Annotated in this window: 15 protein-coding genes; 4 read left to right on the top strand and 11 right to left on the bottom strand. The window is 38.1% G+C overall.

Annotated elements, in window-relative coordinates:
* Position 1 precedes the first annotated feature (1 nt).
* Positions 2–2,404 (top strand): TonB-dependent receptor, encoded by a 2,403-nt coding sequence (locus tag FORMB_RS05370; RefSeq protein WP_069676475.1) that lies wholly within the window; start codon positions 2–4, stop codon positions 2,402–2,404.
* A gap of 2 nt (positions 2,405–2,406) precedes the next feature.
* The gene (locus tag FORMB_RS05365) at positions 2,407–2,883 is read left to right on the top strand and encodes a regulatory protein RecX (RefSeq protein ID WP_069676474.1); all 477 of its coding nucleotides are present in this window, start codon (positions 2,407–2,409) and stop codon (positions 2,881–2,883) included.
* A 3-nt stretch (positions 2,884–2,886) separates the two neighbouring features.
* Here the strand turns inward: FORMB_RS05365 and FORMB_RS05360 are convergent, their stop codons facing one another.
* Positions 2,887–4,710, bottom strand: a complete 1,824-nt coding sequence (locus FORMB_RS05360) for a TonB-dependent receptor plug domain-containing protein (RefSeq protein ID WP_069676473.1) — start codon at positions 4,708–4,710, stop codon at positions 2,887–2,889.
* A 142-nt stretch (positions 4,711–4,852) separates the two neighbouring features.
* Between FORMB_RS05360 and FORMB_RS05355 the strand changes: the two genes are divergently transcribed.
* Both FORMB_RS05355 and FORMB_RS05350 read left to right on the top strand, forming a co-directional pair.
* Positions 4,853–6,115 (top strand): Y-family DNA polymerase, encoded by a 1,263-nt coding sequence (locus FORMB_RS05355; RefSeq protein WP_069676472.1) that lies wholly within the window; start codon positions 4,853–4,855, stop codon positions 6,113–6,115.
* Entirely contained in the window at positions 6,106–6,546 is a 441-nt protein-coding gene (locus FORMB_RS05350; protein WP_069676471.1) for a LexA family protein, read from the top strand. The genes FORMB_RS05355 and FORMB_RS05350 overlap by 10 nt, the downstream gene beginning before the upstream one ends.
* Position 6,547: 1 nt before the next feature.
* Here the strand turns inward: FORMB_RS05350 and rpoN are convergent, their stop codons facing one another.
* From rpoN to rplM, 10 genes are all read right to left on the bottom strand, one after another.
* Complete coding sequence (gene rpoN / locus FORMB_RS05345) at positions 6,548–8,002, bottom strand: RNA polymerase factor sigma-54 (protein WP_069676470.1); 1,455 nt, start codon at positions 8,000–8,002, stop codon at positions 6,548–6,550.
* 281 nt (positions 8,003–8,283) lie between these two features.
* Complete coding sequence (gene asnS / locus FORMB_RS05335) at positions 8,284–9,726, bottom strand: asparagine--tRNA ligase (protein WP_069676468.1); 1,443 nt, start codon at positions 9,724–9,726, stop codon at positions 8,284–8,286.
* Positions 9,727–9,784: 58 nt separating this feature from the next.
* A complete protein-coding gene (locus tag FORMB_RS05330) occupies positions 9,785–12,178 on the bottom strand; it encodes an efflux RND transporter permease subunit (protein ID WP_069676467.1) in 2,394 nt (797 codons plus the stop codon).
* A 96-nt stretch (positions 12,179–12,274) separates the two neighbouring features.
* Positions 12,275–12,832 (bottom strand): ribosome recycling factor, encoded by a 558-nt coding sequence (gene frr / locus FORMB_RS05325; protein WP_069676466.1) that lies wholly within the window; start codon positions 12,830–12,832, stop codon positions 12,275–12,277.
* 35 nt (positions 12,833–12,867) lie between these two features.
* Entirely contained in the window at positions 12,868–13,572 is a 705-nt protein-coding gene (gene pyrH / locus FORMB_RS05320; RefSeq protein ID WP_069676465.1) for a UMP kinase, read from the bottom strand.
* Positions 13,573–13,799: 227 nt separating this feature from the next.
* Positions 13,800–15,371: a family 16 glycosylhydrolase gene (locus tag FORMB_RS05315; RefSeq protein ID WP_069677908.1), complete on the bottom strand. Its 1,572-nt coding sequence runs from the start codon at positions 15,369–15,371 to the stop codon at positions 13,800–13,802.
* Positions 15,372–15,530: 159 nt separating this feature from the next.
* Positions 15,531–16,496 (bottom strand): translation elongation factor Ts, encoded by a 966-nt coding sequence (tsf, locus tag FORMB_RS05310; RefSeq protein WP_069676464.1) that lies wholly within the window; start codon positions 16,494–16,496, stop codon positions 15,531–15,533.
* A gap of 87 nt (positions 16,497–16,583) precedes the next feature.
* Positions 16,584–17,510: a 30S ribosomal protein S2 gene (gene rpsB, locus FORMB_RS05305; RefSeq protein WP_069676463.1), complete on the bottom strand. Its 927-nt coding sequence runs from the start codon at positions 17,508–17,510 to the stop codon at positions 16,584–16,586.
* A 138-nt stretch (positions 17,511–17,648) separates the two neighbouring features.
* A complete protein-coding gene (rpsI, locus tag FORMB_RS05300; RefSeq protein WP_069676462.1) occupies positions 17,649–18,035 on the bottom strand; it encodes a 30S ribosomal protein S9 in 387 nt (128 codons plus the stop codon).
* On the bottom strand, positions 18,035–18,490 hold the full coding sequence (rplM, locus tag FORMB_RS05295; RefSeq protein ID WP_069676461.1) for a 50S ribosomal protein L13: 456 nt from the start codon (positions 18,488–18,490) through the stop codon (positions 18,035–18,037). Before rplM ends, rpsI begins: the two co-directional genes overlap by 1 nt.
* Positions 18,491–18,608: the final 118 nt, after the last annotated feature.

The raw sequence follows: 18,608 nt of genomic DNA, 5'->3' as shown, positions 1-18,608 counted from the left end.
GATGAATCGTTTTTTACTTTCTATTTTCTCTTTTTTTATATTGAGTACCTCTGCTCAGCAAACTGTTGTGGTCGATGAATCCGATGACCAACCCATCCCAGGGGTTGCGGTTTTTAACAACCTTAAAACCAAAACAGCAATTACCGATTTTGATGGGCATGTTAATTTGGATGCATTTAGTGAGTTTGATAAAATTTATTTTCAACACCTTTCCTATCATAATCTTTCAATTCTTAAACCGTCCATTCAAGACACTGTTTTTTTGTCTCCAAAAGCAACAAGTTTAAACGAGGTTGTGATATCGGCCTCTAAATTTGAACAAAACAAAAAAGAAGTTCCCCAAAATATTATTAGCATCAACTCCAAAGATGTTCAATTATCCAATCCACAAACGAGTGCCGATTTACTAAGCAATAGCGGACGTGTTTTTGTACAAAAAAGTCAATTAGGCGGTGGGAGTCCAATGATTCGTGGGTTTTCTACAAACCGACTTCTAATCACGATAGATGGAGTGCGTCTGAATAATGCCATTTTTAGAGGTGGAAATGTTCAAAATGTATTGTCAATAAATCCTTTTAATGTTGAAAAAACAGAAGTTATTCTTGGGTCTGGATCTGTTATTTATGGAAGTGATGCCATTGGTGGGGTCATGAATTTTTATACCACCACCCCAAAACTATCCGAATCCACTACTCCAAATTTGACCGCTCGTAGCACCGTTCGATATGCCTCTGCAAATAATGAAAAAACTGCTCATCTGGATTTCAACTTAGGATTTCAAAAATGGGGATTTCACAGCAGTGTGAGTGTCTCTGATTTTGGAGATTTAAAGATGGGAGCCAATGGACCTGATGACTACTTAAGCCTTCATTACGCTCAGTATGTGAACGGGCAAGATATTATGGTTTCCAATACGACCCCAAGAGTTCAGAAATTTACTAATTTCCGTCAAATGCATCTTGCTCAAAAAGTGCTCTATAAAGCCAATGACGATCTAAAATTCGACCTAGGGCTTCATTATTCGACCACCTCCGATTACCCAAGATACGATCGACTGTCGAACTACGGATCGGATGGTATTTTACACTATGCTGAATGGAATTATGGCCCTCAAGATTGGTTTCTTGCCAACTTACAAATGACAAAACTAAGTAGCGGTTCTAGCTTGTATGATAAAATTAAAATATCTGCTGCCTATCAAAACTTTAAAGAGAGTCGAATCAATAGAAGATTTGATTCTGATACCCGTAAAATTCGAGAAGAAAATGTGGATGCAGTTTCATTGAACTTTGATTTTTACAAAACACTTTCCAATAGCTCTAACATCTCTTACGGAACAGAGTATATATACAATAGAGTGGGCTCGACGGGACACAAAACAAACATCGATACCAACGCCAAAGAAGCGATTGCGTCTCGTTATCCAGACGGTTCAAAATGGCAAACCTTAGCTGCCTATTTAAGTCACAAGTACAAGCCCAATTCAAAGCTTACAGTACAATCTGGAATACGGTATAATTATGTGACGATTAATGCTGACTTAACAGATAACAATGCATTTTACAACCTTCCTTTTAGAATGGCTGATCTTGATACAAGCGCGCTTACAGGGACTCTTGGGTTTAGTTGGAGTCCGAACGATACCTTTCTTTGGAAATTAAATGCGACCACTGCTTTTAGAGCGCCAAACATTGATGATATCGGAAAAATTTTCGACTCTCAAGAAGGATTAGTTATGGTGCCAAACAGTGACCTTAAACCCGAATATGCGTATGGGGGAGAACTTGGCGTCACGATCAGTATAGAAGAATCTGTAATTTTTGATGGTTCGGCCTATTACACGTATTTAGACAATGCATTGGTTCGAAAAGGCTTTGCAGTCAGTGGCGCATCAGAAATGTATTACGACGGAGACATAAGCGAGATTCAAGCCATTCAAAATGCTTCTAAATCTTGGATTTATGGATTTGAAGTAGGTTCAAAAATTCGGTTTTCTAAAGCCTTAAAGTTCACCACTCAGTTTAGTTATGTACATGGTGTACAAGAAGACACTGCGGGCGTTGAATTGCCGGTTAGACATGTAGCACCTGTTTTTGGAAATGCACACCTTATATGGAAATACAAAAAGTTTCAAATGGATGGGTTTATAGACTATAATGGCACCCTTTCTGGTTCAGATATCTCTGAGGAATTAGCAGATTACTTATTTGCTTTAGATGCACAAGGCAAACCTTATGCACCGTCTTGGTTCAGTCTTAATCTTAGATCGCAATTTGATTTTAATAAATCACTTTCTGTTGTAGGGACCATCGAAAATATCACCAATCAACGTTACAGAACTTACTCTTCAGGGATTTCTGCCCCAGGAACCAATCTGGTTTTTGCGGTTACTTATAAACTGTAAGCATGTATCAAACGCACAAGACTTACACTATAGAGGAAGCCCTTTCGAAACTTCAAAAGTATTGTGCCTATCAAGACCGTTGTCACAAAGAAGTTGAGCAAAAACTCAAACAAATGCGAATGATTCCCGAAGCGGTTGAAATTATCATTGTCGCGCTCATTGAAGACAGCCACCTCAACGAAGAACGTTTTGCAAAAGCATTTGTAAGAGGAAAATTTAGAATCAAAAAATGGGGAAAAGTAAGGTTGACCTTAGAACTCAAACAACGCCAACTGTCTAAGTACATTATTAAAATCGCCCTTCAAGAAATTGACCCTAACGATTACCTTGAAACATTCCATGCACTAGCAGAAAAAAAAGAAGCAACGCTGACCGAAACGGATCCGTGGAAAAAAAAGAAAAAACTCGCCGACTACCTTCTCTATAGAGGATGGGAATCCCATCTGGTATATGACAAGGTGAATGCGATTGTCAACTAGTTTTTAGAACGCATAATTAACACCCAATAAAATATTTCCTTTTGGCATAGGGACAAAGCCTGTTTCCACATATTCTGTGTTGAGAATGTTATTTCCAATGACAGAAAGTTCAAGGTCTGAAAGCTTCAAAGTGGCTTTTACGTCCACCACGCTATAACTGGTTCCTGAAGCACGTTCGGCAAATTTATAAACGATACTTTGTGATACATTTTTTAGAAACTTCGAACGAACCGTCGCCGTAAAATGATGCGTCAATGCGTTGAGCACATATTTAGAATAGGCGGTCTTGATGTCGTTTAAATTTTCATCTAAATACGTATATCCCAAACTAATATTTTGAGTGTACAGCCCCGATTTAAAGCTGGAAGACAAATTCAATTCTACGCCTGTTGAGGTTAAACTTTTTAGATTTGTAGCGAGCCATTTATCATCTACATTTTCTTTGGTATAATCAATCAAATTATTAGAAGATCGATTAAATACAGCGATATAAGCATTAACGTTTACTCCAAAATATCTTACTCCAATTTCTCCAGAAAGTGCTTTTTCAGGCTCTAAATTTGCATTCCCTAAATCCGTTCTTCCTACATAATACAAATCGGTATAGGTTGGTACTCTATAGGTATAGCCCACATTTGCATACGCTTTAAATACATCATCAATAGAGTAGCCGACATCGACGCCTGGAAAGGCATGAAATTTAAAATCAGAGAAATAATTTACCGAGACCCCTGGCGTAATATCTAAAGTATTATCTACTAAAGAAAACCGATGCTCAACAAACAGATTTGCCATCAGTCGGTCGCGCTCCCCTAAATTAGTACTGGTCATAAACACCTTCGCAGCATCAATCCCAAAACCCGTTATTCCAGCACTTGAAGTGTAAGAGGCATTGACTTGTACCCCTACCTTATTGGAGAGATGCAAGTTTCTATAAACAGAGGGGTCTTCGCGAACATATAAGTACATATCTTGAGTCCGTTTCCAATAGATTCGTGGGGTGATTTTAAAGTTTTCAGTTTTAAATTTTGTAGAAGCTCCCACAAGACTGCTTTGTGTTTCTTCATATTGATCACTGCCACTTTCAACAGCATAAAACTGATTCGCACCAAAGTCTCGTTTGGCAAAATAACCAATCACATCAATAGGATTTGTAGTAGTATTAAAACGTCCTTTTACAAAATAATTTTGATTTTCAAAATCGGTATTATGTCGATAGCCATCAGAAGTATTTAGAGAAGCATGTCCTATAAGCGTTGTGTTTTTTAAGTTAGTCCCTAAGGTTCCAGAGGCTTGTTGTTGATTGTAAGACCCCGTTTTATATCCCACTGAATTTACAGCATCAGCATTTGATTTTGTGACGATATTAATGGCTCCCGTAAAAGCATTTTGTCCAAAAACACGTGCTGCAGGTCCTTTGATAATTTCAACCCGTTCGATTACTTCCAGAGGCAGTGCCATGTTTAATGTATGGTGGCCTGTTTGAGGGTCTTCAACTTTAATTCCATCAATCAAAAGGAGTGTTTGATCAAAACTCCCTCCACGAATGTATAAATCTGCTTGCATTCCATTGACACCTTGGCGCCTTACATCAATGCCCGCTTCTTGTTGCAGTAGCTCTGCCAAATTAGTCGCAGGACTTTGCTTTATAACTTTTGATGAAATAATTGTTATCGTGCGAGAATTCTTTTTAAAAGGCAATTCAATCGCCGTCGAAGTAATCGTAATGGAATCTAATTTTTGCGCCTCTGAAGGTTGCTGCGCCCATACATTATGAGATGAAAAAACACTAAGTACGAATAGTGATAAACAAAGTTTAGTCTTCATAAGAATTTTAGTTTTATTTGGTCAAAATTATTGTGTAAATATATAAATACTTTTATACCTCAATCCATAAAATCAAATAAATAACTTTAAACATTTCACTTGTTAAGAACAATAAAAACAGCAAATACATTACCTTTATACCATGTTTGCACTTGTTGATTGTAATAACTTTTACGCCTCCTGTGAGCGGGTTTTTAACCCGAGTTTACGCCAAAAACCGATTGCCATTTTATCGAATAACGATGGCTGTGTGATTGCGCGCAGTGACGAAGCAAAAGCACTGGGACTCCCTATGGGTGCACCTGCATTTAAGTTTAAAGCATTTTTCAAGGCCAACAACATTCAATTGTTTTCATCCAATTACGCGCTCTATGGCGACATGAGCAGTCGTGTGATGCGCATTTTAGAACAATTTTCCCCCGATGTAGAAGTGTATAGTATTGACGAAGCGTTTTTAAAACTCAACGGGTTTGATGCCTATGACTTACATACATACGGAACTGAGATGCGCCAACGCATTTTAAGTTGGACAGGGATTCCTACCTGTGTTGGGATTGCACCCACCAAGGCTTTGAGTAAAGTTGCCAATAAAATTGCCCGAAAGTTTCCTAAAGAAACAGGGGGTGTTTATGTGATTGACAGTGAAGAAAAACGCATCAAAGCTTTGAAATGGACACAGCTTAAAGATGTTTGGGGCATTGGCTCTGCACTACACAAACGCCTTTCCGTGAAGCAGTGTAAAACGGCTTATGACTTTGTACAACTCCCCGATATGTGGGTGCGTAAAACGTTTTCTATTACAGAATGGAAACTAAAAAAAGATTTGGAAGGCATTTCTAAAATTGAGACGGAAACCATTAAAAACAAACGTGCCATTGCGACCACCCGTAGTTTTGAATCTTCTATTAAAGATATTGAAGACATCAAAGAACGCATTTCTACATTTGCTTGTAGTGGTGCTGAAAAGCTTCGGAAACAAGGCTCTAGTTGTCATATGATGATTATTTTTTTACGAAGTGATTACCATAAAAAAGATACCGAGCAGCACCGTGCCAGTGTTGTGGTCAACATTCCGTTTCCTACCAACTCTAGTTTAACCCTAAGTACGAATGCCGTCAAAGCAGTGGCTTCAATTTATAAAAAAGGAATTCAATACAAAAAAGCAGGAGTCATCCTTACGGGGATTGTTCCAACAGACAACCACCAATTGCAGTTGTTTGGTGGTGAAGATCCAAAACACCTTCCGTTGATGCGTACCATCGACTTTATTAATAAAAAGTACGACGCCCCAAAATTAAAATTAGCCAATCAAGATTTAAAACGTACGTGGAAAATGCGTCAAGAACATTTATCGCCGCACTACACGACCAATTTTAAAGATATAATTACAGTCCAATGTCCATAAAACAAAACACAGCGCTTACTTTTTTCACCCCTGAAAACCTCAACACCTTAGGTGCCGTCTATTTTGATACAGGCATCTCCGCAGGATTTCCATCGCCAGCAGAGGACTTTAAACAAGAACGTCTTTCGTTAGATAACGAGCTCATCAAAAATAAAGAAGCCACTTTTTTTGCACGGGTGAGTGGGCAATCAATGATTGATGCGGGGTTGAGCGACAACGATCTTTTGGTAATCGATCGCAGCCTTTCTCCAGCCCATAATAAAATAGCGGTCTGCTTTTTAGATGGCGAATTTACGGTGAAACGTCTCAAGGTTGAAAAGGATGAGGTTTGGTTGCAGCCAGAAAATAAAAAGTATCAGCCTATCAAAATCACAGAAGAAAATGATTTTGTAATTTGGGGGATTGTCACCAATGTGATTAAAAAGGTATAAGTTAAAGTTCCTTGCGAAGTCGTGCGACAGGAAGGTCTAATTGTTCGCGGTATTTAGCCACGGTTCTTCGGGCTATTGGGTACCCTTTTTCTTTTAAAATAATTGTTAATTTTTCATCTGTCAGTGGTTTTTTCTTGTCTTCTTCAGCAACCACAGTTTCCAAGATGCTTTTAATTTCTCGGGTCGAAACTTCTTCTCCTTGATCATTGGTCATGGACTCACTAAAAAATTCTTTAATCAACTTTGTGCCATAAGGAGTGTCCACATATTTGCTATTTGCAACGCGAGACACGGTCGAAATATCCATCTCAATTTTGTCTGCAATATCTTTCAAAATCATGGGCTTTAGTTGTTGCTCATCACCTGATAAAAAATAATCTTTTTGATAATGCATGATGGTACTCATAGTGATAAACAAGGTGTGTTGACGTTGTTTTATAGCGTCAATAAACCATTTGGCAGCATCTAGTTTTTGTTTGATAAACTGTACCGCATCTTTCTGTGACTTTGTTTTTTCTTTAGAAGCCTTGTAACCTTTTAGCATTTCGTTATACGGTCTTGAAACGTGCAATTCTGGTGCATTTCGACCGTTGAGACTGAGTTCTAATTCACCTTCTGTAATTTTAATAGTGAAATCTGGAACGACATGTTCAACAGAGCGAGCGTTGTTTGAAAAGGAACTCCCAGGTTTTGGGTTCAAGCGTTCAATTTCTAAAATCGCATCTTTAAGTTGCACTTCGGTAATACTAAATTTTTGCAAAAGCTTTTTGTAATGCTTTTTTGTAAATTGTTCAAATCCCAATTCAATGATCTTCGTGGCTAATTCTGTATTGGGCGTTTGCGTTTTTCGATGCAATTGAAGCACTAAACACTCTTGAAGGTTTCTAGCACCCACGCCGGCGGGGTCTAACAGATGCACCACTTTGAGCACCGACTCAATGGTTTTTTCATCGGTATATACGTTTTGAGTAAAAGCCAAATCATCCATAATATCAAGCAAAGGACGTCGGATGTAGCCGCTATCATCGATACTCCCAATTAAAAACTCAGCGATTTGATAGTGTGTTTCCTCTAACGGAAAGGTATTCAGTTGGTCGATTAGATGTTGTGTAAAAGACGTCCCAGAAGCAAAAGGAATTGTTTTTTGTTCATCATCGGCACTGTAATTATTGGCATGAAGTCTGTATTCTGGAATTTCGTCATCGCTCAGATAGTCATCGACATTGATATCGTCTGCGTTGATTTGCTCATTGTCCATATCATTATCATTGGAATCAAACTCCTCTTCATACGTCTCTTCTTGATCTTTTCCGGTTTCGAGTGCTGGGTTTTCTTCGAGCTCTTGTTTGAGACGTTGTTCAAAAGCTTGTGTAGGCAACTGTATCAGCTTCATCAACTGAATCTGTTGAGGCGACAGCTTTTGTGATAATTTATAATGTAGGTATTGCTTGAGCATTAATTATTTCTTGAATTTTCTTTCAGAATATTGTCCGAATTTATATGCAATTAAAACTGGAATTAATGAAAAAGCCATATACGTTTCTAAAAGTCCATATTCTGATAATGTTATCAATATTGCAGTTGAAAGAATAATAAAAATTAAGTCAAAGGTTCTTTTTTTATTTTCATTTAATTTTAAGTGAGTTCCGCAATTGCAGGTTTTCTATAAAAATAAGAAAAAAAACGTTAGATATATGCTAAGCAGCACTATTTTCAAAAAATGCGATATGTTTCCCCTTAAAATTCAGCGTTAAAAGGCGTTCGTGGGTAAGGAATTACGTCGCGAATGTTACCCATTCCAGTAGCAAACATTACCAAGCGTTCAAAGCCAAGTCCAAATCCAGAATGCACAGCCGTTCCATATTTTCTCAAATCTAAATACCACCAAAGGTCTTCTTCGGGGATGTCAAGCTCCGCCATTTTTTCTTTTAAAACGTCCAAGCGTTCTTCTCGTTGCGATCCGCCAACAATTTCACCAATCCCTGGGAATAGAATATCCATGGCTCTCACCGTTTTTCCGTCCTCATTTAAGCGCATATAAAAGGCTTTAATTTTGGCTGGATAATCAAACAAGATCACAGGACATTTAAAGTGTTGCTCTACTAAAAAGCGTTCGTGCTCACTTTGTAAATCGGCACCCCATTCGTCAATAATATATTTAAACTTTTTCTTTTTATTAGGCTTGCAATTTCGTAAAATATCAATTGCTTCAGTATAGCTGACACGCTTAAAGTTGTTGTCAACAATAAAACGAAGTTTCTCAGTGAGTGGCATGGGTGCACGCTCATTTTGAGGTTTCGATTTATCTTCTTGTTCCAAACGTTGCTCTAAAAAGGCAAGGTCTTCTTTGTTGTGTTCTAAAACGTAACTGATGACATACTTCATAAAGTCTTCAGCAAGGTCCATGTTTCCAGCCAAATCCATAAAAGCAACTTCGGGCTCAATCATCCAAAACTCAGCCAAATGTCGTGAAGTGTTTGAGTTTTCAGCTCTAAATGTAGGGCCAAAAGTATAAACTTTCCCAAGCGCCATGGCATAGGTTTCTGCTTCCAGTTGACCGGATACCGTTAGATTTGTTTCTTTTCCAAAAAAGTCTTTTGAATAATCCACTTCACCTTCATCTGTTAGTGGTGGATTTTTAGGATCTAAAGTGGTTACTCTAAACATTTCGCCTGCACCTTCGGCATCACTTCCAGTGACAATCGGGGCATGCATATAGTAAAAACCATTTTTATTAAAATAAGAATGAACCGCAAATGACAGCGAAGAACGCAGTCGCATCACGGCACTAAACGTATTGGTTCGTGTACGTAAATGTGCTTGTTCTCTTAAAAACTCTAAAGAATGACGCTTGGGTTGCAAGATAGTTTTTGAAACTTCCTCCGGATCTGCATCCCCTAGAATCTCAATAGAATTCACTTGAACTTCTACCGACTGACCTTTTCCTTGACTTTCAACCAAACCGCCTTTTATGTGTACAGCAGCTCCTGTTGTAATGCGTTTTAGCAAGGCCTCATCCATGCTTTCAAAATCAACCACACATTGAATGCTTTGAAGGCAAGAGCCATCATTGAGGGCTATAAATCGGTTGGCTCTAAACGTTCGAACCCATCCTTTGACCTCAATGTCTGTATGTTTGAGTTCTTGAGTTAATAAATGTGCAACAGTGCTGGTGGTCATAAGTACAATTTTTAATACTGCAAATATAAAGTTTTAAGCTAAATTAACAGTGTATGATTTAGTCTTCTTCAAACGCTTCCTCTTCTGGAATGATATTCAGTGCGGGCTTTTTCAATACTTTCTTGTTTGCGATGCTGCGTTCTAATGATAACAACAGGCAGGGTAACAAGAGTAAATTTGCCAACATTGCCAATAATAAGGTCGCCGAAATCAAGGCGCCTAAAGCGACAGTGCCTCCAAAACTGGAGGTTATAAAGACCGAAAATCCAAAGAACAGTACAATGGATGTATAGAACATACTAACGCCTGTTTCTCGAAGTGCTGCAAAGACCGATTTTTTAATTTTCCAATGGTTTGCCAACAATTCTTGTCGGTATTTGGCTAAAAAGTGAATCGTGTCATCCACCGAAATTCCAAACGCAATACTAAACACGAGTATTGTGGAAGGTTTTATGGGCACCCCTAAAAAGCCCATCATTCCTGCGGTGATCAATAGCGGTAACAAATTCGGAATCAACGAAATGATAATCATTCGGAACGAGCGAAACATATAAGCCATAAAAAGCGAGATCAAAAAGATGGCTAGGGCTAATGATAAGACTAAGTTTCGAACTAAATATTTGGTCCCTTTTTGAAATAAATAAGCTTTTCCTGTGATGGAAACATCGTACTGTTTTTTAGGAAATAGCTTGTCAATTTTTGCTAGAAGATCTTCTTCAATACGTTCCATTTTGTCGATCCCCGCATCTTTCATAAAGGTGGTGATTCGAGCATAGCGTCCCGTACTGTCCACAAAGTTTTTTAGCAAATCGACATCTGTAGAGGCGTTTTTTGCATAGGATAAAATAAAACTATTTTCTTGTGACGAGGGCAACTGATAATACTTAGGATTCCCATTGTAATAGGCTTGTTTGGAATACTTCACCAAGCTTACTACTGAGATGGGCTTTGATAGTTCTGGAATTTCAACAATCAAATCTTCCAACGCACTCATACGTTTTAAGGTTGAAAGTTTTATGACCCCTTTTTTGCGTTTGGTATCAATCATAATTTCAAGCGGCATGACCCCGTTAAACTCTTTTTCGTAGAATTCTATGTCTTTATAAAACTCCGCTTTTTTAGGCATGTCTTCAATCAAACTCCCAGTGGTTTCAATTTGAAAAATTCCAATAATACTGATGGCGAGTAAAAGAATCGCCGTTATGTAGATAGTGATGTTTTTATGCTTAACCGTGTGCTCGATCCAATCGCCAAGGCGGTTGATCCATCGTTTGTTTAAATGCTCTAAATGCTTCTCTTTTGGGATCGGCATAAAACTATAAATGATAGGAATGATTAATAAGCACAATAGAAAAATGGCAATTATACTCAGGGAGGCAACGATTCCAAATTCGGTCAGTAATTTACTTTGTGTGATTATAAAAGTCGCAAACCCTGAAGCCGTGGTTACATTGGTCATCAACGTGGCATTCCCAACTTTCGAAATCACCCGCTGAAGGGACTTGGCTTTGTTTCCGTGTTTGTTGACTTCGTGCTGGTATTTATTTATCAGGAAAATACAGTTTGGAATTCCAATGACAATAATGAGTGGTGGGATCAAGGCTGTAAGCACGGTAATTTCGTACTGTAACAGTCCTAAAATTCCAAAGGTCCACATCACCCCAATAACCACAACAATCATCGAAATGAAAGTGGCTCTAAACGATCTGAAAAAGAAAAAGAAAATAAGCGAGGTGACTAAAATGGCCGCTAAAATAAAGAGGCTGATTTCGTCAACAATATTTTGAGCATTTAGCGTTCGTACATAGGGCATCCCAGAAACGCGCACATCTAAACCAGAGGCATCTTCAAAGGTTTTCACTTTTGGAATTAAAACGTCTTCAATAAATGCCTTTCGCTCCGGGGTATTGACAATCGATTTATCTAAATAGATCGCCGTTCGAATGGCTTCGGTTTCTTTGTTAAAAAGAATGTTATCGTAAAAAGGGTAGTCCTCAAAAAGGGCTTTTTTCAGCGCATTTACTTCGGATTGTGTTTGTACAGAATCTTTAATAAAAGGGATGAGGTCAAATTGTTTTTTGCGCTCATTTTTAACCAGTTTCTGTAAATCTTTTATCGCAATGACGGCGTCCACGTTGGGATGTGCATCAAAACTTTTAGAAAATGCATTCCAAGCATTCAGTTTTTTGACAGTGAGTAGGGTACTGTCTTTCACGCCCATGACGATCAAATTGCCTTCTTCTCCAAAAATATCTAGGAAATGATTGTATTCTAAATTGATCGGATGCTTGTCCGGCAACAGGTTGGCTTCGGTATAAGTGAAGCGCATATTGTTCCATTGCATGGAGAAAAACCCTGTTGTCAGCGCAACGGCGACAAGAATCAGAATTCTATTTCTTAAGATGAGTCGTGCAACGGTTTCCCAAAACCCGCTTGAAAAGAGTTTAAACATAGTCTTTTTTGATGGCGTCAAAGGTAGATAAAATGAATCAAAAGGAAGGGTATGGAGCGCTTAAGTTTCCATCACAATCCTTAAAAATTTGAGGGATTAAATTTTGAGGATTTCTATTTCTTTTGCAGCGTATAATTCTTCTGCTTTTTTGACGTGTGCATCGGTGAGTTGTTGTACATCGACTTCCGCATTTTTTTGAAGATCTTCAGAAGCATCTTCAGTATTTTTAATTTCTGAATTTGCATCTTTTCTTGCAGCACGGATGGAGATTTTTGCTTCTTCCACTTCAGATTTTGCTTGTTTGGCTAACTCGCGACGGCGTTCTTCTGTCAATGGCGGCACATTGATTATGATGGTTTCGCCATTATTCATCGGATTGAATCCTAAATTGGCAATCATTATGGAACGTTCTATTTCTTGTAACATCGCTTTTTCCCATGGCTGAACGGTAATCGTCCGTCCGTCTGGAGTGTTCACGTTGGCGACTTGTGCCAAAGGGGTTTGAGAGCCATAATAATCGACCATCACACTGCCCAGCATGGTGGGACTTGCTTTTCCTGCGCGGATGTTTACAAATTGTTTTTCTAAATGCTTCAACGCATTTACCATTGCTTCTTTTGTGCTATCCAGTATAAAATCTATGTCTTCGTTCATGGTTGAATCTTTTTATAAGTATGGTAAATGTTTATTTAGCTCACGGTCGTTCCGATGGCTTCCCCAGAAACAATCTTTAGAAGGTTTCCGTGTTTATTCATATCAAAAACAATAATTGGTAAGTCGTTCTCTTGGCTTAATGTAAAGGCTGTTGTGTCCATTACTTTGAGTCCTTTTTTCAATACATCCTCAAAACTAATGGTATTAAATTTAATGGCTGTCTTGTCTTTTTCGGGATCGGTATTGTAAATACCATCCACTCGGGTGCCTTTCAAAATCACATCGGCTTCAATTTCGATGGCTCGAAGTACTGCGGCTGAATCGGTTGTGAAATAAGGATTTCCTGTACCGCCACCAAAAATCACAACACGTCCTTTTTCTAAGTGGCGCATGGCACGACGTCGAATAAAAGGCTCTGCAACTTCGTTGATTTTTATGGCGGACTGTAAACGGGTTGGAACACCTGCGTTTTCCAACGCACTTTGCAATGCCAGACCATTAATCACGGTGGCTAACATGCCCATGTGATCGCCTTGAACACGGTCCATACCATTACTGGCTCCTGCAACACCTCTAAAAATATTACCACCACCAATCACAATGGCTACTTCAATGCCTTGCTCAGTGATTTGTTTGATTTGATCCGCGTAGTCGGACAAACGATCGGGATCGATTCCATAATTGCGATTCCCCATTAGGGCTTCTCCAGATAACTTGAGTAATATTCGTTTGTATGTCATAATTGGTGTCGATCGTTGTGCAAATATACGCAATATCTTAAATCCAAAAAGCGGTTTTTGGGAATTCTAATCAATTTTGAATGGAATCTGTTTTTTGGGTTTTACGTTTATTTATTCTACAACAATAAATAGACTCTAATTGTATTCTATAATAAAAATAATATGTGGATGTTTACCAGATTTAGTAATTACTAAAAAATATACTACAGCATCCCAATTAACGGAACTTAATTAACGATCACTTTCTTAATTACTTTTTCAGTATTGGAAGACACTTCCAGAAAGTAAATTCCCGAATTTAAACGACTTACATCAAGACTGTTGGTGTTGTTTTCTTTTTTAAGGATCAGTTTGCCATACACGTCATAAAGTGCTAAGCTGTTGAGGGCGACTTTAGCCGTGATATGAATAGTATCCGTTGCAGGGTTTGGATACACACTGAGTGTACTGTCTAAATTTAAATCAGTAATACTTAAAGGTGCAGCTTGGTATACTTTCACATAATCGACAATCATTGAGGCTTGTGTAAAGTTGGAATCGATCGTTCCGGAAATCCCTCCCATTGCGAGGTTTAGCAATATAAATTGATCTTCGTAAAAGGGCCAGGTGTCGTCATTTTTGTTTGAAGGGTTGTAGGTGTAAAACCCAGCACCATCCACTAAAAACGTAATTTGATCTGGCGACCAATTCATAGAATAAATATGCCAATCGTTTACGTCCGAAATATCAATCCCTGAGGTGTTTATGGTTGCCCCGCTACTAGAAGGGGTGTGTAGTGAACCAGCCACATGATTTAACGCTCCTAAACCGTGCTCCATAATGTCTATTTCTCCACAGTAGGGCCAACGCGTGTCCCAGGTTCCATAACTAGAATGCCAAAAAGCACCCTGTTCATAAATATTTTTGCCGAGCGTCCAAATGGCAGGCCAAGTCCCGTCATCACTTGGTAGTTTTGCGCGGACATCAACTCTCCCATACGTAAACGCAAACTTTGAGTTGAGTCGTGCTGATGTATAGTTTTTTGTCAACCCTTGATCCGTCCAGATTTCATCTTTTGCAACGATATTTAGATTTCCTGAAGTGTCCACAAAAGAATTATCTATGCGGTTGGTGTAATGCTGCTCCTCGCCATTGGCCCAACCAATGCCTGGTATAATAACTTGAGTTTGGTAGTGCCAATTCGTTGGATTCACCACTCCTGGAGTGTCAAAGTTATCTTCCCAAACCAATGTATCATAAATCACATCCAATGCGTTTGGGTCGGTCTCTACTGAGCCATCATCAATATCATCCAATAAATACGTTCCTGCTGTTGTGACGTTTCCATCAATGAAAATGGTCAATCGGTCGTAAGCTCCGCTTGCATTTATTGGTGTAGTACCATCTGAACTTAATACGGCATTTGCAAAATCGAATGTAATTCCTGTGGTCCATCCGCCTCCAGAAGCCACGTTTTGGGTTACCTCAACATCTGCATTTACGCCATCTTCTAATTTAAGAAGTATGGTGTGTGCATTGGCATCATATCCATAGAAAGAAAGTGAAATGGTTTTTTGAAAATCTAAATCAATAGGTCTTTCTAAACTAAGCGTAAACCCTTGCCAAGTTGCACCATTATTATAAAATTTCCCCACATCGTTTCCAGAATCATCGGGATCTGTATGAAAAGAAAAACCACTGCCGCCAAAAGTTGTAAAATTTTCTGAAGAATCAGAAAAATTGATGGGCATTTGTTGTGCGAAAGAAAGTTGTGCAGCAATTAAAAACACAAGAGAAAGTTGGGTAAAGTTAAATTTCATTGGTATAAATTTTAAAAACATAAAAATATAGTATTTCACTACATTATTTTTGTTTTTCACTATACAAAAACCATACAAGTTGATTTTTACTTAAAATTAAGCATAAAAAAAACCTATTCAGCAAGCCAAACAGGTTTTAAATAAAATATATATAGTATGTTATCCTAAAGATACACGTTTAAAACCAGTGATAGACACATCGCCATAGCTTTCAACATATTTTGCAACTCTTACCTTATCGTCTTTGATAAAGTTTTGATCTAACAAACATTGTTCTTGATCTAAAGAAGTATTATCAGAAATGAAACGTTCCATTTTACCAGGTAAAATTTTGTCCCAAATTTGTTCTGGCTTTCCTTCAGCTTTCAACTCAGCTTTTGCAGCATCTTCAGCTTGTGCCAACGCGTCTGCCGTTAATTGTGCCATTGAAATGTACTGAGGAATGTTTTTAAGCGTTTTTCCTAAACGGCCTAACTCGATATTATCTTTTTCAATCACCGCGATTCTAGCTTCTGTTTCAGAGGCAATGAATGCTGGGTCAAAATCTTTGTAAGAAAGTGTTGTAGCACCCATAGAAGCAACTTGCATTGCAACGTCTTTTACCAAAACGTCAGCGTTGTCTACTTTCGCAGATAAACCAACAAGGGCAGCAATTTTATTGATATGTACATAAGAACCTACATAGGCAGCTTCAATTTTATCAAAGGCGTTAATGTCTAGTTTTTCACCAATCACACCTGTTTGTTCGATTAATTTTTCAGCAACTGTCATGCCACCAAAATCAGCCGCTAAAAAGGCTTCTTTAGTATCGTGGTTTAGTGCGATATCTCCAAACTGACTTGCTAAGGCTAAAAAGTTCTCGTTTTTTCCAACGAAATCAGTTTCACACCCTAAAACGATGGCAACACCAACCGTATTGTCAGCATTAATTTTTGCAACAGCAGCCCCTTCAGAAGAGTCACGATCGGCTCTATTAGCGGCTACTTTTTGTCCTTTTTTACGAAGGTTGTCAATTGCTTTATCAAAATCGCCTTCAGCTTCAACCAAGGCTTTTTTACAGTCCATCATTCCTGCGCCTGTCGCTTGTCTTAATTTATTTACTTCAGCAGCTGTTATTTTTATCATGATTTAATTGTTTAAAAAAAGCCGTTCAAATTTTCCGTGGGAAGAACTGAACGACTTTGTTATTGCTTAATACTTATAATTAGTTTGTTATTCTTCTTCCTTAGCAACTTCTTCTACTACAGGAGCTTCAGGAGCCTTCGCTACTTTTTTAGCTTTTGCGGTTTTAGGAGCAGCAGCAGTCTTTTTAGCTTTAGGTGCTTCCGTTTTTTCAACTTTTGCTTCAACTTTTGCTTCGGCAGTATCTGCTTTTGTTTCTGTTGTCGCTTCAGTTTTTGCTTCTTTTGGAGCCTCCGCTGCTTTTTCAGCATCTTTAGTATCCTTTTCAGCTTTTCTTGCAGCCAAACCTTCGGCAATCGCCTCGGTTACATTTGTAAGAATTTTATCGATAGATTTAGAAGCATCATCATTTGCAGGAATTACATAATCCACTTGTCTTGGATCAGAATTTGTATCCACCATTGCAAAGATTGGAATGTTTAATTTTTGCGCTTCTTTGATCGCGATATGCTCACGTTTGATATCAATTACAAATAGCGCTCCTGGAAGACGCGTCATATCTGAAATTGAACCTAAATTCTTTTCTAATTTTGCTCTTAAACGATCTACTTGTAAACGTTCCTTTTTAGAAAGCGTTAAAAAAGTACCGTCTTTTTTCATACGGTCAATAGTGGCCATTTTCTTAACAGCTTTACGGATCGTTACAAAGTTAGTTAACATTCCACCAGGCCATCTTTCAGTAATGTAAGGCATGTTGACGCTTCCTGCTTTTTCAGAGACGATATCTTTTGCTTGTTTTTTGGTCGCAACAAATAATATTTTACGACCTGAGATTGCAATTTTCGCTAAAGCTTCAGAAGCTTCTTCAAGTTTTGCAGCTGTTTTATACAGGTTAATGATATGAATACCATTACGCTCCATATAAATGTAAGGAGCCATGTTTGGATCCCATTTTCTTGTAAGGTGACCGAAGTGTACACCACTGTCTAATAATTCTTTTACTTCTACTAATGCCATTTTGTAATAGTTTACGTTCTGTTGAATTAGCAATGCTTGACTGGCTTATGTTTTTAAAGCCTTAAACATTTAGATGCTAAACTAAGTCTTGGTAGTTGGCCCACCATAGACAACAATAACTGGTTTAAATAATAAATATTAACGTTTAGAGAATTGGAATTTTTTACGCGCTTTTTTCTGTCCGAATTTTTTACGCTCAACCATTCTTGGATCTCTTGTCAATAAGCCTTCTGGTTTCAGAACACCTCTGTTTTCTTCATCTAATTCGCACATTGCACGAGATAAAGCTAAACGAATTGCTTCTGCTTGACCTGTAATACCACCTCCAAAAACATTTACTTTAACATCGAAGCTTCCTTCATTGTCAGTCAATGCAAAAGGTTGGTTGATTTTGTACTGTAAAGTTGCTGATGGAAAATAATCCTTAACATCTTTTTTGTTCACGGTAATTGATCCTTTTCCAGGAACAAGATAAATACGTGCTACGGCCGTTTTTCTACGACCAATTTTGTGAATAACCTCCATTAGTTAACTTCGTTTAAATTGATTGCTTTTGGTTTTTGAGCTTCGTGAGAATGCGCAGTTCCAGCCACAACGTTTAGATTACGGAATAATGCAGCACCTAATTTGTTTTTAGGCAGCATTCCTTTAACTGATTTTTCAACTAACCTTGTTGGATCTTTAGCAAACATCTCAGTTGCAGTTAGTGATCTTTGACCTCCTGGATAACCTGTATGACGGATGTAAGTCTTTTCAGTCCATTTGTTTCCAGATAGAATTATTTTTTCTGAATTGATAACAATGACGTTATCTCCACAGTCAACGTGTGGTGTAAAGTTAGTTTTATGCTTACCTCTTAAAAGTATTGCAACTTTAGAAGCTAAACGTCCTAACGTTTCTCCTTCAGCATCTATCAAAACCCACTGCTTGTTCACAGTAGCTTTGTTGGCCGATATTGTTTTGTAGCTTAATGTATCCACACTAATTTTTTTTTCTTATTAAACATTCCTCCCTTAAAAAAGAGTTTGCAAATCTACAATTATAAATTGTTATTAACAAAATCTATTTTGAGTTTATTTTGAGTTTGATTTTCAATGG

Source organism: Formosa sp. Hel1_33_131 (assembly GCF_001735745.1).
GTDB lineage: Bacteria > Bacteroidota > Bacteroidia > Flavobacteriales > Flavobacteriaceae > Hel1-33-131.
The sequence above is the reverse complement of the archived record's forward strand: the minus strand, read 5'-3'. Positions and strand labels throughout refer to the sequence as shown.

What these genes read in the sequence shown, in the direction of transcription:
- FORMB_RS05370 (WP_069676475.1), top strand. Translation starts at nt 2, where the DNA reads ATGAATCGTTTTTTACTTTCTATTTTCTCTTTTTTTATATTGAGTACC.
- FORMB_RS05355 (WP_069676472.1), top strand. Translation starts at nt 4,853, where the DNA reads ATGTTTGCACTTGTTGATTGTAATAACTTTTACGCCTCCTGTGAGCGG.
- pyrH (WP_069676465.1), bottom strand. Translation starts at nt 13,572, where the DNA reads ATGACATACAAACGAATATTACTCAAGTTATCTGGAGAAGCCCTAATG.
- FORMB_RS05330 (WP_069676467.1), bottom strand. Translation starts at nt 12,178, where the DNA reads ATGTTTAAACTCTTTTCAAGCGGGTTTTGGGAAACCGTTGCACGACTC.
- rpsI (WP_069676462.1), bottom strand. Translation starts at nt 18,035, where the DNA reads ATGGAGGTTATTCACAAAATTGGTCGTAGAAAAACGGCCGTAGCACGT.
- FORMB_RS05315 (WP_069677908.1), bottom strand. Translation starts at nt 15,371, where the DNA reads ATGAAATTTAACTTTACCCAACTTTCTCTTGTGTTTTTAATTGCTGCA.
- rpoN (WP_069676470.1), bottom strand. Translation starts at nt 8,002, where the DNA reads ATGCTCAAGCAATACCTACATTATAAATTATCACAAAAGCTGTCGCCT.
- rpsB (WP_069676463.1), bottom strand. Translation starts at nt 17,510, where the DNA reads ATGGCATTAGTAGAAGTAAAAGAATTATTAGACAGTGGTGTACACTTC.
- frr (WP_069676466.1), bottom strand. Translation starts at nt 12,832, where the DNA reads ATGAACGAAGACATAGATTTTATACTGGATAGCACAAAAGAAGCAATG.
- FORMB_RS05350 (WP_069676471.1), top strand. Translation starts at nt 6,106, where the DNA reads ATGTCCATAAAACAAAACACAGCGCTTACTTTTTTCACCCCTGAAAAC.
- asnS (WP_069676468.1), bottom strand. Translation starts at nt 9,726, where the DNA reads ATGACCACCAGCACTGTTGCACATTTATTAACTCAAGAACTCAAACAT.
- FORMB_RS05360 (WP_069676473.1), bottom strand. Translation starts at nt 4,710, where the DNA reads ATGAAGACTAAACTTTGTTTATCACTATTCGTACTTAGTGTTTTTTCA.
- FORMB_RS05365 (WP_069676474.1), top strand. Translation starts at nt 2,407, where the DNA reads ATGTATCAAACGCACAAGACTTACACTATAGAGGAAGCCCTTTCGAAA.
- tsf (WP_069676464.1), bottom strand. Translation starts at nt 16,496, where the DNA reads ATGATAAAAATAACAGCTGCTGAAGTAAATAAATTAAGACAAGCGACA.